The 15,093-nt window shown below is 33.4% G+C and carries 15 protein-coding genes and 1 tRNA gene; 6 read left to right on the top strand and 10 right to left on the bottom strand.

What is annotated here, in order from left to right:
* Positions 1–1,331, bottom strand: a 1,331-nt coding sequence (locus RWZ86_RS06825) for an aspartate kinase (RefSeq protein WP_314680771.1), incomplete at its 3' end; no start/stop codon positions are given.
* 240 nt (positions 1,332–1,571) lie between these two features.
* Between RWZ86_RS06825 and RWZ86_RS06820 the strand changes: the two genes are divergently transcribed.
* The 3 genes from RWZ86_RS06820 to RWZ86_RS06810 all read left to right on the top strand — a co-directional run bounded on the left by RWZ86_RS06820 (position 1,572) and on the right by RWZ86_RS06810 (position 3,526).
* Positions 1,572–1,949 carry a VOC family protein gene (locus tag RWZ86_RS06820; RefSeq protein ID WP_314680770.1) on the top strand — a complete coding sequence of 126 codons (378 nt, stop codon included), beginning with the start codon at positions 1,572–1,574 and terminating at the stop codon, positions 1,947–1,949.
* 21 nt (positions 1,950–1,970) lie between these two features.
* Complete coding sequence (gene cdd / locus RWZ86_RS06815; RefSeq protein ID WP_314680769.1) at positions 1,971–2,363, top strand: cytidine deaminase; 393 nt, start codon at positions 1,971–1,973, stop codon at positions 2,361–2,363.
* A 335-nt stretch (positions 2,364–2,698) separates the two neighbouring features.
* Positions 2,699–3,526: a zinc ribbon domain-containing protein gene (locus RWZ86_RS06810; RefSeq protein WP_314680768.1), complete on the top strand. Its 828-nt coding sequence runs from the start codon at positions 2,699–2,701 to the stop codon at positions 3,524–3,526.
* A 47-nt stretch (positions 3,527–3,573) separates the two neighbouring features.
* Here the strand turns inward: RWZ86_RS06810 and RWZ86_RS06805 are convergent, their stop codons facing one another.
* The 4 genes from RWZ86_RS06805 to trkA form a co-directional block, all read right to left on the bottom strand.
* On the bottom strand, positions 3,574–4,515 hold the full coding sequence (locus tag RWZ86_RS06805) for a DUF1002 domain-containing protein (protein ID WP_314680766.1): 942 nt from the start codon (positions 4,513–4,515) through the stop codon (positions 3,574–3,576).
* A 115-nt stretch (positions 4,516–4,630) separates the two neighbouring features.
* On the bottom strand, positions 4,631–5,548 hold the full coding sequence (locus RWZ86_RS06800; RefSeq protein ID WP_314680765.1) for a DMT family transporter: 918 nt from the start codon (positions 5,546–5,548) through the stop codon (positions 4,631–4,633).
* An 11-nt stretch (positions 5,549–5,559) separates the two neighbouring features.
* Positions 5,560–7,026, bottom strand: coding sequence for a TrkH family potassium uptake protein (locus RWZ86_RS06795; protein ID WP_314680764.1), 1,467 nt, complete (start codon positions 7,024–7,026; stop codon positions 5,560–5,562).
* Positions 7,027–7,038: 12 nt separating this feature from the next.
* On the bottom strand, positions 7,039–8,391 hold the full coding sequence (gene trkA / locus RWZ86_RS06790) for a Trk system potassium transporter TrkA (protein WP_314680763.1): 1,353 nt from the start codon (positions 8,389–8,391) through the stop codon (positions 7,039–7,041).
* Positions 8,392–8,521: 130 nt separating this feature from the next.
* Here trkA and RWZ86_RS06785 point away from each other — a divergent pair, with 130 nt between their 5' ends.
* Both RWZ86_RS06785 and RWZ86_RS06780 read left to right on the top strand, forming a co-directional pair.
* Complete coding sequence (locus RWZ86_RS06785) at positions 8,522–8,968, top strand: SprT family protein (protein ID WP_314680762.1); 447 nt, start codon at positions 8,522–8,524, stop codon at positions 8,966–8,968.
* 62 nt (positions 8,969–9,030) lie between these two features.
* A tRNA-Leu gene (locus RWZ86_RS06780) sits at positions 9,031–9,113 on the top strand.
* A gap of 333 nt (positions 9,114–9,446) precedes the next feature.
* Here the strand turns inward: RWZ86_RS06780 and RWZ86_RS06775 are convergent.
* The 4 genes from RWZ86_RS06775 to gorA form a co-directional block, all read right to left on the bottom strand.
* Positions 9,447–10,148 (bottom strand): YjjG family noncanonical pyrimidine nucleotidase, encoded by a 702-nt coding sequence (locus RWZ86_RS06775; protein ID WP_314680761.1) that lies wholly within the window; start codon positions 10,146–10,148, stop codon positions 9,447–9,449.
* A 186-nt stretch (positions 10,149–10,334) separates the two neighbouring features.
* Positions 10,335–10,673: a type II toxin-antitoxin system RelE/ParE family toxin gene (locus RWZ86_RS06770; RefSeq protein ID WP_314680760.1), complete on the bottom strand. Its 339-nt coding sequence runs from the start codon at positions 10,671–10,673 to the stop codon at positions 10,335–10,337.
* Positions 10,666–10,959: an antitoxin gene (locus RWZ86_RS06765; protein ID WP_314112429.1), complete on the bottom strand. Its 294-nt coding sequence runs from the start codon at positions 10,957–10,959 to the stop codon at positions 10,666–10,668. The genes RWZ86_RS06770 and RWZ86_RS06765 overlap by 8 nt, the downstream gene beginning before the upstream one ends.
* A 150-nt stretch (positions 10,960–11,109) precedes the next feature.
* Entirely contained in the window at positions 11,110–12,459 is a 1,350-nt protein-coding gene (gene gorA, locus RWZ86_RS06760; protein ID WP_314680759.1) for a glutathione-disulfide reductase, read from the bottom strand.
* 228 nt (positions 12,460–12,687) lie between these two features.
* Here gorA and RWZ86_RS06755 point away from each other — a divergent pair, with 228 nt between their 5' ends.
* Positions 12,688–13,884 (top strand): O-antigen ligase, encoded by a 1,197-nt coding sequence (locus RWZ86_RS06755; protein WP_314680756.1) that lies wholly within the window; start codon positions 12,688–12,690, stop codon positions 13,882–13,884.
* A gap of 432 nt (positions 13,885–14,316) precedes the next feature.
* Here the strand turns inward: RWZ86_RS06755 and RWZ86_RS06750 are convergent, their stop codons facing one another.
* Entirely contained in the window at positions 14,317–14,955 is a 639-nt protein-coding gene (locus RWZ86_RS06750; RefSeq protein WP_314680755.1) for a hypothetical protein, read from the bottom strand.
* Between the last annotated feature and the right edge of the window lie 138 nt (positions 14,956–15,093).

Raw genomic sequence — 15,093 nt, 5'->3', positions numbered from 1 at the left:
TCATATAATGCTTGAATGGCACGTTGTTCGTACTCTTCTCTAATACCAAACATCATAGAAACTTCGGATACCCCTTGGTTGTATAATTCAATATTGATTTGTTCACGGGCTAATGTGCTAGCAACACGAGCAGTTGTACCAACCATGCTAACCATTCCTTCCCCTACTAACATAATTAAGCATAATCCACGTTCATAATACGCTTCATCCGCATTTAATTCTGCTTTCAAACGGTAAACAATACGATCTAATGTTTCATCAGTCGCATCTTCTCCACGAATAATAATTGTAGCATCATCAATCCCTGTTGGAATATGTTCTACACTGACTCCTTCATCTTCAAATAATTGTAATGTTTTTCTTAAAAATCCAATTTCATGATTCATTAAATATTTTTGAATATAAACACTCACGAAACCTGATGAACTTGCAATACCAGAAATAATCGAAGGAGAATTTACTTTTCCTTTCATAATATAAGTTCCTTTTGCAGAAGGATTATTCGTATTACATACATGAACTGGAATTCCTTTTTTAATTGCTGGTAACAATGCTTCTGTATGGAACACTGAAAATCCTGCATAAGACAACTCACGCATTTCTGTATAAGATAATACATCAATTCCAATTGGTTTATGAACTAATTTTGGACTTGCAACAAAGATAGCATCCACATCTGTAAAGTTTTCATACTCTTCAGCTGAAACGGCATTCGCTAAAATTGACCCTGTAATATCTGATCCACCTCGAGAAAATGTCACAACTTTGCCATCTTTTGTAACTCCGAAGAATCCTGGGAATACAATAATATCTTTTTCTAATTGTAAGTATTCTAATTCTTTATACGCTTCTTCTAATACTTGAGCATTTCCTGGAGTATCGCTAACGAATAAATTCGCTTCTTTAGGGCTAATATATTTTGCTGGTAAGCCTTCTTTTGTAAAGTAGTCTGCAATTAATTTAGCATTATTGTCTTCTCCACTTGCTTTATACGCATCGATTAAATAAGCAGGTTCTAATGTACTTTCTTTTAAGGCTGCAAAATGTTGACGAATTTTATCCATTACATCTGAATTTAGTTGTAATTCATCATAAATTTCTTGATAACGTTCTAAAATTACTTCTAAAACAGCTTCATTATATTGTCCTTCAATATGAGAAGTCGCTAATTGAATTAATAAGTCCGTTACTTTCTCATCGTCTGAATGACGTTTTCCAGGTGCAGATACAACAACAATTCTTCTTTCACTATCTGCTTTTACAATTTGTAATACCTTTTTTATTTGTTGACTATTGGCTAATGAACTTCCACCAAATTTAATTACTTTCACTTTGACACCTCATTTAGATGATTCTTTTCATAATGGTAACAGAATAGCAAATTCTTTTTTGAACTGCAATCATTTTTACTCGATTTTTATCAAAAAGTGTATTTATTTTATATACAAGTGTTTACATTTTAGGTTACACATCATATTTTACTCTGCACACCTTAAAGTTGCATATTTCTTGCATTAAAGCCTATAATCCATTATGCTAGTAAGACAAAAACAATAAAAGGAGAGACTACTATGCCAAAAATGTTACACACTTGTGTTCGTGTTAAAAACTTAGAAGAGAGTTTAGCTTTCTACCAAGAAGCATTTGGATTTAAAGAAACTCGTCGTAAAGATTTCCCAGAACACAAATTTACAATCGTTTATTTAGCATTTGAAGGTGACGATTACGAATTAGAATTAACGTATAACTATGGACATCCAGGATACGAAATCGGAGATGGTTACGGCCATATTGCGATTAGTAGCGCTGATTTAGAAGGATTACATGCTGAACACGTAGCTAAAGGCTATGATGTAACAGAATTAAAAGGTTTACCTGGAAATCCAGCAAACTACTATTTTGTAAAAGATCCTGATGGATACAAAATTGAAATTATTCGTGAAAAATAATCCCATTTAAGGAGAACTTTTATGAAACCTGAAGAATTATATTTACATGCAAAAAACGCATTGGAACATTCATACTGTCCCTACTCTAACTTCCCAGTAGGCTGTGCCATTTTATATAAAGATGGAACAGTGATTACTGGAGTTAATGTGGAAAATGTTTCTTTTGGAGCAACAAACTGTGCAGAACGTACAGCTTTATTCACTGGAGTAACAAAAGGCTATCAAAAAGAAGATGTGGAAATGCTTGTTGTAGCTGGTAAAACAGACTACTTCTTACCTCCATGTTGCTTATGCCGTCAAGTATTAGTAGAACTATGCCCTGCTGATACACCAATTTACCTTTCTAATAATAAAGGGGAATTAAAAGAAACGATTTTACGTGATTTAGTTCCACTAGCATTTACTGAAATGTAATCAACCTAGCACCTCTTTGGGTGCTTTTTATATTGAAAAATTTTAGAGCTTTAGTGTTTTTACGTGACAGTACCTCTATTGTCTGCTATAATATTATCTATGCGATGAGGCGACAAGCAGACAAAGAAGTCTGCTAAGTCAAGTGGAACAGATGTGCTTGCACACTACCGGATGTAGCTGTTTGTTCATGTGTGATGTGAACACCATGACACATATATTAGTATATGCCACTATAAAAGGATTAGAGATTTCTAGTCCTTTTTCTTTTGTCCACTTGCATTCTATGATACAATACAACAGAGAAAATCAATTATGATTGATAAAGGAGAATTTACGTGAAAAATTGCCCATTCTGCCACGAATTAATTGAAGAGAAAGAACCATTATGTCCTTTTTGTGGCACTGTACAAGATGAACATTTAAATGAAAATTCAACAACAATCCAAACATCTTTATTTGATGAAGATAATAAAGTTACTCAACCAAATTCTGTAGAAAACAGAAGTGATCAAGAATATCGTATCAAAAATAATCAAGCAATTTATTCTAGTTTTTGGAGAAGAATTACTCGTTTCTTTAGCTTTTTCTTCGGAAAACTAGTCCATCCAACAAATAATTATTCAAGAAAACGTCAAAATAGCCGATTATTTGGTTATATTATGATTATTATATCGACATTATTATCATCTTATATTACAACTCATGGTATTCGAGCTGTATTATCTCAATATCAATTATTGGCGGATATTTCTATCCTTCCAAGTTTAACAGTTACTCCGAATTATATTTTAGTTTTCTTAAAACTATTATTATTCTATGCTGTATTTTATTTTGGATTCCCGGTCATTGCCTTTGGAGTAAAACATATTTTATTAAAACGACAACATGTATTTCATTATTGGTTAACACAATATGAATCCATGAATGCATTAGCGATTATTTTATTAATCATTACAGCATTTATGACATTTGTATCTCCAATTGCGTTATTAGTAGTCATTTTATTCTTCTTTACATTGCATCTGTTTACCTTTATCGTAACATTTGTAATTTCCATTGCTCAGGAACAAAATGATACTCGTTTAGATACTCCATATGTCGCTTTAATTGGTTTATGTATTCAATTAATTATCGTTCTAAGTTTATTATTTATTTTATTTTAAACAGTAAAAAGTCCATAGATTCGCTCTATGGACTTTTTTATTGTTCTCTATTTTGAACTAAAAATGGCATTGAATATTTCTTTAAAAAATGTCACGATTTTATCCAACCATCCTTCACGATTAGCTTGATTTACTAATTGACCAATCTTTCCTTTTACAATATTGGATAATGAATTTAATTGTTCTAATACTTGTTTCGAATCAATCGCACTTGTTTGTTGATAACTTAAGGCAAACTGAATAATATTATTCACTTGAGTTGGACTAATGACTTTATCTAATCCATATTTTTTTAATGCCTCATTAACAATTCTTTCAACATCTTCTTTTGTAGCTACTTGACCTTGTTTTTCTTTAATCTCAGCAAGAGATTTCTTAATATCAATCATTGCTTGGTCTAATTTGGCAGCATCAAAGCCTTTTTCTTTCGATTGTTCTTGAGCAATTTGATTCGTTAATTCTAGCTCTTTTTGAGCAACTGCTGTACGTTTTTCATCTAATACAATACCATTTGCTTCAAAAGCTTTATACACACCTGTTAACGCAGATTCACCGGTAACTTTAGATACAGCTGCAACTTCAATTTCTGCATCAGCTACCCCTGCTGTAATCGCTGCATTGGCATATTGTTCAGAAGTAACAAGAGTAATATTTTTTGGAGTAGCAATATGAACTTTTACCCCTTCTCCTTTATTTCTTTTTTGAACCATAACAGATGAAATCATTACAGAAGTATTTGCTTCTCCTGCACCTAAGTATTTGACTAAATCTTCTCCTGTAGCTTTTGTTGTCGTTACTGTATTTTCATCTTTAATCCCTAATAATTTAGATGTTTCTTTAATTTGTTGGTCATTTAAACCACCACCATAAACAACTGTTGGTTTCCCCCATTTCTCATTAACGGCTGTTGTATCAATCGCATAAACTTGCTGAGAAATAAGTCCTAATAGCATCGTAGCCACTACTATAGGGCGAACTATTTTTTTCATGTCATTAACCTCCTTTGACTATTCTATCTTACTCTATTTCTTTGAAAAAATGTGGAGATTTTTATTAAGATTTTACTAAAAATACCTCTGCGAATGTACTTCACAGAGGTATAGTCTAATGTTTTAGTTTCATATGTTTTTCTTGCAATTGTTCTTTCATTGTAATGAGATAAACGGCTATTAAGATAAGCACAATTCCTACAATATCAATTCCTTGGAATATTTCTCCTAATAAAATGATGGAGAAGAATACCGAAGAAATAGGTTCTGCAGAAGCTAATAAACTTCCTTGAACAGGTCCAATGATTGAAACTCCTTCTAAATACAATGTATAGGCAAAAATCGTTCCTATTCCAATAATTCCGATAAAGGCAATGAATGTATAAGGTTTCCATTGAATCGTATATTGCCAACTTGCACTTCCGATATAAAATAAAATTCCACCGGACAATAATCCTAATCCAGTTACAATTAAGCTCCCAAAGCTATGAATCAATTTACCAGGTAATAAGGTATAAAGCGCATAAGTAAATGCGGAAATAATACCCCAAAATAATCCTACTGGACTAAGGGATAAGTTAAATGGATTTCCATGAGTTGCAATAACAAACGTACCTATTAACGCAGAAAGTATTGCAACAAATTCCATCACAGTTGGTACTGTCTTCTCTTTTAAACTCACATAAATGACAATTAAAATCGGACAAGTATATTGCAATACAGTCGCCGTTCCAGCATTTGAAGAATGAATCGCAAATAAATACGTTAATTGACATAACATTAATCCAAAAATTCCGAAAAATAACATTCTCCCCATTATTTTGGGAGACTTCACTACTTCACGAAATTGCTTCGGTTGTTTCCAACATGCAAATAATGTTAAAACTAAACCTGCAATCATCATTCGTAATGCTGTTAAATAAATGGGAGAAACTTCTGAATCATTCATTAAATATTGTCCACAAGCTCCAGATAATCCCCACGAAACTGCTCCAATTAATGTATAAATTCTTCCCTTTACTATTTTATTCAAAACGATTCCTCCTATTTTTCAGAAATGAAGAACGCTCCTAATGAAGTGGTAGAGAATAATAAAATCATAGGATAAATTTCTAAACGTCCTGCTATCATTCCTAAAGATAATAAAATCGTATTAAAATCAGAATACATAGAGAAATTACTTGTTGGTCCTACTTCTCCTAAACCAGGACCAATATTATTAAAGGTTGCTGCAACTGAAGAAAATGCCGTTAAAAAATCAGGAGCTTCAAATGAAGCAGATATTAACAACACTAAAAATACGGCTACATATACTAATAAATAGTTCGCAATTCCGCTCGACATTTTATCATCGACTACTTTGCCATTAAATTTCGGTATAATCACTCGACGAGGTTGTCCCATTTTCTTAATTTCAGCAATGGCATTTTTGACATAAATCACTACTCGAGAAACTTTAATTCCCCCAGCAGTCGAACCTGCACACCCACCAATAATCATTAGAAGTAATAACACTACTTGTGGAAATACTCCCCACAGACCAAAATCAGCTGTTGAATATCCTGTTGTTGTTATAATCGATGATACCGTAAAAAACACACTTCTAAACGGGACATCTAACTGAGATTGAACAATACTTAAGAAAGCAAAAATAGCTACTGACGCAAAGGCAATAATTCCAAGATAAGAACGTCCTTCTTCATCCGTCAATACTTCTCGAATCGATCCTAATAATAAGAAATAATATAAGTTAAAGTTTACTCCAAAGAGCATCATTCCAACACCAATAATCCATTCAACCATCTCAGGATTTTGATAAATGGCAAACCCTGCATTGTTAATAGAGAATCCACCGGTTCCAGCTGTCCCAAATGATAATAATAAGGCATCAAATAATGGTACTTTAACTAGCATTAAAATAATGACCAATATCGCTGTCATCACTAAATAAATCGCATATAAAATTCTGGCAGTTTTTGCAAGTTTAGAGACCAATTTCCCAAAAACCGGTCCTGGAACTTCCGCACGCATTAACTGAACAGAATCAGATCCTGTACTTGGAAGAATCGCTAATGCAAATACTAAAACACCCATTCCTCCAACTAAGTGGGTAAAACTACGCCAAAATAAGGAAGAATACCCTAGAATAGACAAATCACTTAAAATACTAGAACCCGTTGTTGTAAAACCACTGGCTGTTTCAAAAAATGCATCTGCTACATTAGGAATCTCTCCTGTAAACACAAATGGAAGTCCTCCAAAAAATGAAAGTAATATCCAACTGAGAGCTACTGTTACAATCCCATCACGTGGCATAATTTTCATATTTTTTGGTTTTGCTAATGTACAAAGTGTCCCAATGGCCACTAATAAAGCGATCGTTCCAGCATAACTAAATAGTTGATGGAGACTTTCTCGATAAATCAAACTAACAATTAATGGTAGAAGTAATAATAAAGCTTCCACTTGTAAAATTTTCCCTACCAAATAACATACTGTTCTTCTTTGCAAAATCATCAACTCCTATTCCAAAATATCGATAATATCATCGAAGTTTTTCTGAGTTGTTACGACGATTACTCTATCATGTGGTTCCAATTGATCATTCCCATCTGGATAAATTAATTTTTCCCCACGAACAATAAAGGCAATTAATAAATTCGATTTTGTTTTTAATTTCGATAATGGAATACCACAAACACGACTATTTCTTTCAATACGGAATTGTAGTGCTTCTACTTGATTATCCGCTACACGATATAAAGCTTCTACATTTGACCCCTTAGTATTGGCACGTGCACGTACAAATTGAACTATTTCATTAGCAACAATTTGTTTTGGCGTAATAATGGATTGCGGATCAACATTTTTCAATACTTTTAAAATACCGATACGACTCATCTTAGTAATAACTTTTCGAACTCCACGATTTTTTGCATATACTGATAAAATTAAGTTTTCTTCATCAATTCCTGTTAGTGAAACGAAGGAATCATAATTGGTCAACATCTCTTCTTCTAATACATCATGATCCGTTCCATCTGCATGAATGATTGTTGCATTTGGAAATTGTTCACTTAAAAACTTTGCACGTTCTTCATTGACTTCGATCACTTTTGGATGGATTTTAGTCGTTTTAAGCATATCAAGTAAGTAATACGCAATTTTTCCACCACCAACGATTAAGCTTGAACGTACTTGTTTGGTAATATAATTGGTAATTTTTAAGAATGTAGAAATATCTTCATATGCTCCAGTAATATGGATACGGTCACCTTTTTGAATAAAAGAATCCCCACTTGGAATAAATACTTCCGAATCACGTTGAATCGCACAAACTAAAATAGTCCCAAAACGATTTCTAAAGTCTTTCAAACTTAATCCTATTAATGGTGAGTGTTCATGAATTTCCAACTCGATTAAACTCACTCGATTGCTAGCAAAACTTTCTACACTTAAGGCAGAAGGATATTTAAAAATTTTAAAAATATCACGTGCTGCTGATAATTCCGGATTAATTAATAAGGAAATTCCTAAACTTTCTCGAACAAAATTCAACTGTTGAGAATATTCTGGATTACGAACACGAGCAACTGTATATTCTGCTCCAATTTTTTTAGCTAAAATGGCAGCAATAATATTGATTTCATCCATCTCTGAAACAGCTAGAAAAATATCTGCACTCGCTACTCCAGCTTCTTGTTGAATATCATAACTAGCACCATTTCCAACAATGCCCATGATATCAAATTTATTCATCATTCTTTCAATAATCAAAGGATTTTTATCAATTAAAACAATATCATTTGCTTCTGAAGTTAGTTCTCGGCAAAGTACTTCGCCGACCTTTCCTCCACCAACAATTACTATTTTCACACATTTTCCTCCAGGTCTTTAAAATCTTCCGAGTGTCATTTTACTCTTATAATAGAAGAACGTCAATGAATTGCAATAATCTCGTCTCTTGTATTACAATGGATACATTAAAATAAAGGAATGGATGTAAATGGAAGAATTAGACTTGCAACAATTATGTCAAAAAATTTCAAAAGAATACTTTCATAAAGAGTTTCAACATCAAATCACTTATAACGCTCGTTTAAAATCAACTGGTGGACGTTATATTTTGAAAACAGGCAATATTGAAATTAATCCTAAAGTTGAAACGATTCTTGGAAAAGAAGTCTTAATCGGCGTTATAAAACATGAATTATGTCATTATCACTTACATCAAGAAGGAAAAGGTTATCGACACCAAGATAGAGATTTTAAAATGCTCTTACGAGAAGTTGAGGGAATCCGTTTTGTAGAACGCATGGAACCTTATCGATACGTTTATTCTTGCAAGTCTTGTGGGGCAAGTTTTCATCGTATGAGAAAAATTGATACAAAAAAATTCCGTTGTGGTCGTTGTCGTGGAAGTTTAGTATTGGATTCTAAGGTCGAACCGTAAAGCTTCATCGATTTTTAATACTTGCATTATAATGGAAACTTTGATACCATTACATACATTGAGCGGTCGTGGCGGAATGGCAGACGCGCTGTCTTGAGGGGGCAGTGGGTGTATACCTGTGCGGGTTCAAGTCCCGCCGGCCGCATTAGATATAGGGAAAGGGATAAAATCATAGTTCCATAGAACGTGATTTTATCCCTTTTTTGTATTATTCTATCAGATGACCGAACCCAAGGATTCTCATAGTAGCCAAAATGAAACCGCAGGGCTGCTTGCGTCCTAATGCTACTATAGACAAATCCATTCTCATCTTAAACGTCCCCTCATATATGCTCGAGCCCAAGGATTTTCATAGTAGCAATAGTGATAAAATCTGCTTTTGCAGCTTTTATCACAGGAAAAGTTGAGACCTAGGCTCAACTTTTAGGCATGAGACCGAAGGGCTGCTACCGTCCTTATGCTACTATAATTAAATCCTTTAATAAATAAAATCTCTCAGTTCGGATAAATGCCCAATCTGATACGTTGGTTCTACAGCCAACAATTCCTCAGGCTCAGTTGGTCGTTCTGGATTTTCCATATACCAACAAGTATCCATTCCAATACGACTCGCCCCATAAATATCTGCCTTAAAACTATCCCCAATCATCAAGGCATTCTCAACCGTCATTCCTTCTGTATGCTCTACAACAGCTTCAAAAAACTCTTTACTTGGCTTACGATATCCCACCACTTCAGAAATAAATAACTTTTCAAAAAAGTTTTCTAATCCAGCTGTTTTCAAACGTAGTAATTGAGTTTCTTCAATTCCATTTGTAGCTGCAACCATGACAAAGTCTTTCTTTAATTCATGAATAATGTCTAATGCATCTGGCATCATCGTATTTGCTTCTGCTAAATAGTGACGGAATTTTTTCTCACAAACACTTCCATCTACCTGAATTCCATAATGCGCAAACCAACGAACAAATCTTTCTTCATTCAAATAAGTTTGAGAAATTTCTCCCTGTTCATATTGTTCCCATAAGCCTTTATTCATTGTTCGATAAACTTCTAAAACTTCCGGAGTCCATTCTAAACCATCTTCTTGGCTAATACGAGATAAAGCATAGTCTTCTGCTCCCCAAAAATCAAAAATCGTATTATCTAAATCAAAAATTAAATATTGGTATTTTTTCACTTCTTTTCCTCCTAAAATCGTATGACAATTTATCATACACGCTGCGGCTTCATTCTTCAACTAATATCATGTCAATAAAAAGGACACTTTTCATATTCAAAGTATCTTAAACATTTTTAGGAGCATGTCAAAATAACATGCTCCTATCATTTAAAATTTATTTTGTTGTCTCATAAAGAATTAATGCTACTTATTGAATAATTTAGCCCAATTTTGTTTGGAACTTAAAATTCTGGAAATATATACTTCATTTTTCTCAATATAATAAAAAGCTACGTAATGTTCAATTGGCATATATCGATAACGTTTTCCATCATCTGTTAATTCACCATAACCACGACTCGATACTAAAGAACAAATTTCTAGAAAAGTTTCTAACATTTCTAGTGCCGTTAGAATGAGATCAATCTTACTATCAGCAGATTGTTGGCTATAAAAATTTAACACAATATACTCGTGAATTCCTCTCAAATCTTTTTTAGCTTGATCTGTAAAAGAAACATGATAAGATTTATAATTATCCAAGTCCAAATTCCTTTCTCACGTCTGCTAAAGATGTTAGCTTATCTTGCTCAATTTCTTGATGGCCAATCAGTATTTCCTTTTTCAAATCTTCAAAAGCAACTTGATATTGTGTCTCCTGCAAATCACTAGTTACAAACTCTTGGGGATCAATTACACCCGTTGCAATTTTACGAAGTGCTGCATTGAAAACATCTGATAAGGATATCTTTTCATCTGCTAAAATTTCTTTTGTTTGTTGGTAAAAAGCCACATCCGCTCTAAAATTAACAGGTTGAGTACTCGCCATATAAATCACCTCTTTGTAAATACGTTTCGTAAATACATTTTATTATATTTTATTCTTTCACTCAATTCCATCATTCTTCAACTAATATCATTTTAACAAAAAAAGGATACCTTTGCTGAAACAAAAGCATCCTTATCTTTTAAATTGTTCTTATCTCATTGTTACAAACTCTTCAGAAGCTGTTGGGTGAATTGCTACTGTCGCATCAAAATCTGCTTTTGTAGCTCCCATTTTAAGTGCAACTGCGAAACCTTGAATCATTTCATCAACGCCTTCACCAATTCCGTGTAAGCCAATAATTTTTTCTTCTTCACCTAATGTAATTAATTTTAATTTTGTCATTTGACGGTGAACTGTAATGGCTGAATACATGCCTGCAAAGTTTGATTCATATACTTTAATATTTTCAGCACCATATTTTGCTTCCGCTTGTTCTTGACTTAAACCAATAGATCCAATCGCTGGATGAGAGAATACAACTGTTGGAATTAATTCATAATCCATTTTTGCATCTGTTTTTCCATTGAATAAACGTTCTGATAATGTTCTACCCGCTTTAACCGCTACTGGTGTTAATTCTTTTTCACCAGAAACATCCCCTAGTGCATAAATACCAGGTGTTGTTGTATTTTGATATTCATCTACTTGAATAAATCCACGTTCATTCAAAGCCACTCCTGCTGCTTCTAAATTTAATTGGCTAACATTCGCTTTACGTCCAACTGCCCAAATAACTTTTTGACTTGTATGAGTTGTACCATCTTCAAAATGAATTTGAATATCTCCATTATCTAATTTTTCTAATTTTTGAGGAACTTTATGTGTATGTAATGGTTGACCATTTTTCTTCATTTCTTCCACTAACACTTCAACAATGCCTTGGTCAAATCCTCTTAACGGGCCACCTTTACGAACGAATAAGTCAGTTTTTACTCCTAATCCATGTAAAACTCCTGCTAATTCAACAGCAATATATCCTGCACCAATAATTGATACTGATTCTGGTAATTCTTCCCATGCAAATACATCATCAGAAGTTCCACCAAGTTCACTACCTGGAATATTGGGAACAAAAGCATATGAACCAGTCGCAATGACAATATGTTTTGCACGAATCTGTTCACCATTTACTTCTACTGTATTTTTATCTACGAAACGAGCATATCCTTCGATATAGTCAATTCCATTTCTATTGAAGTTGTTTGAAAAAGCTTGACGTGAACGTTCAATATAAGCTTGACGATTTTTTCTTAATTTTTTGAAATCAAATGAAGTTTCTCCAATTGTATATCCATAATCTGATGCATAATTTTTAAGTGTTTCAGAAACTAAAGCTCCATACCACATTACTTTTTTAGGAACACACCCAACGTTTACACAAGTTCCCCCAATGATATTTCCTTCAATAACGGCTGCCTTTGCTCCATGCATGGCTGCACGATTCATCGTAGCACTACCGCCGCTTCCTCCACCAATTGCAATAATATCGTATTCTCTCATGTTTTTTCCCTCTTTCATCTTTATTTAAAATATCTATACGATTTAATTTACAATTATCATATCATTATCATCAGTTTTTTGTCTTCTATGTTGCTCACGTGCCTATGTTTTTATGAGAAAAGTTATAATCTGCTTAAAAATGTTTCCCATTTCAATGAAAAATGGTAAAATAAGTCAGATATCATACCATTCATTTGAGAGCATTCTCATTTTTAGAAAGGAATTATTATGAAACTAATGTATATCCTTGATAAAATCAAGCGATTCCCAAACCAAGATTTGGCACTCTATTTAATGATTGTCAGCATCTTCTTGCCGTTTTACTTGTTTTTATCATTGTTCTTGTTTTATTTTATCCTACTAATCTTTACTGGAAAAATGAAACATATTTTAAGACAACTACTGAATTATCCAGTGTTATTAACGTTTATTGCCTATAGCACAATTATCTCAGCAGTTAGTGGAAATTTACTAGGAGTTGCAGCTTCCATTTTATTTTTATGGTTTGCCATATTCTTTGTTTATTACCAGAAACGGATTAATCAAGACTTTTTCCACATTGTATTACAGACGATATTATTAGGAAGTATATTTGCAGCGTTATTTGCCTTTTTAGAACATTTTGAAATTGTTCATAAATTTAACTACGCATTTTTAGCACCAAATATGCAAGTCTGGCATCAAAATCGTGCTGAGGTCACATTCTTTAATCCAAACTATTACGGAATCATTTGTTGTTTCTGTATTATGATTGGTTTTTATCTTTTCACAACGACCAAAAATTGGAAATGGAAAGTCATCTGTATTGTCGCTTGCTTTATCAATTTATTCGGATTGAACTTTACTCAAAATAGAACAGCTTTCCCAGCCATTATTTGCGGAGCTATTATCTATTTATTTACAACGATTAAAAGTTCTCGAGCATTTTGGCTAAGTGTTGGCGTCTTTATTATTGGGCTATTCTTCCTGTTTTCAAATGATATTGGAGTTCGAATGGGAACATTAGATTCGTCCATGGATGAACGTATTTCCATTTGGAATGCTGGATTTACACTTTTCAAACAAAATCCATTTTTCGGTGAAGGACCATTAACATATATGCATAGCTATCAACGAATTGGTGCCATTTATCATGAACATGCACATAGTATTTATATTGATACGATTTTAAGTTATGGATATATTGGTACTTTATTATTAGCGATTGCTAGTATCAAACCTGTTCGTAGTTTGATTGAAATGAGTCGTCAACCTCAAAAACGTCCAATTGTTGGATTATATGTTTCATTTTTAGTCGTTGTTGCGGTTCACGGAATTTTCGACTTAGCACTATTCTGGATTCAATCAGCATTTATTTTCCTAGTTGTAATGTGCAGCATTCCAATGTGGGAAAGAAACGAAACGATTGATATTCCGCATGAATAGATTCGAATAAAAAGAAAAAATCCCCTTCGTTACAAGGGCGCCAGCAGCCAGCAATTGCTGGCTCATGGCTAAAATTTGAGCCAAAGTCTCAAATTTCCCCTGTAAAAAAGCCAGTTAATGCTGGCTTTTTTACTTATGCTACGAAGAAATTTTTTCTTTTTATTCTTTTTTAAACCTTCTATCATAAATCCCACCTTAAGTAAAATGACCTGTCTAATAGAAAATAATTTTTTACGTTACAAGCGGAGGGATAAAAGAACTTTTCTTAATAGCAAACACAAAAAATCCAGCTAAAACTGGATTTTTTTGTTTAGGAAAATTCGAGACCTAGGCTCGAATTTTAGCCATGAGACTCGCTTTGCGAGGCTGCTGGCGTCCTTGCTATTCAGGAAAAGTTCTTTTATTCCGTAGCGTATTAACAACTTTTTATTTTTAAGATAAGTACGCAGCTAATTCTGATTCTAACATATTTAATCTCTTTGCCCCACTTTCGACTGTGAGGATTCCATCTTTGATTAAACTAACAATAGTTGTAATGGCCCCTTCTGATATACCTTCCATTCTTGCTAGTTCTTTTTCTTCTGCGACATACTCTAAATGGGCATAGTAGCCATCTAATTTTCTTGTTCGATCATCATACATCGTTCGTTCCTCCTCTGTCCAGCCAATTCGATTCATAATCATATCTGCTGTTTCTAATATTGTCTCAGGATTTTGTGTATAAGGTTTATTCCCAAAAAACTCAATCCATCGAATTTTCCTATAGTGTTTTATTTTATTTGGATCATATTTATCTAATTCTAAAAATGCCATACGTATTAAGTTACGTTTTTCTTTAATTCCTTTAAAATATACTTTTAATTCTTCGTGGGATTCATCATCTCTTAAGCTAAATGAATGATACATACGATCATCTTCAAAATATCGTTCCTGTGTAATCGCAATGGCATATACAGGTATCATTTCCTTTGCAAGATGATAGGTTTGCGTACCATCTTTTTTATACATTTTCATATTTTTAGAAACTTGTTCACATAAATATAAGCACAAACGTTTTATAAAGTCAATCATGACCACCCGTCTAACGGGTGGTTTGAACCGGGGCTATAAGCCCTGATTACAAGCCAGCGCCTCAAGACGCTGGCTTTCACTTCGTTCAAGCCTTATTGCTTTTGACTCGTCACTTGCCTCTTAAAGAGGCGTTTGTAT

It is taken from the genome of uncultured Granulicatella sp., assembly GCF_963545075.1.
GTDB lineage: Bacteria > Bacillota > Bacilli > Lactobacillales > Aerococcaceae > Granulicatella.
Note: the sequence above shows the minus strand (reverse complement) of the source record. Positions and strands in the feature narration are given on the sequence as shown.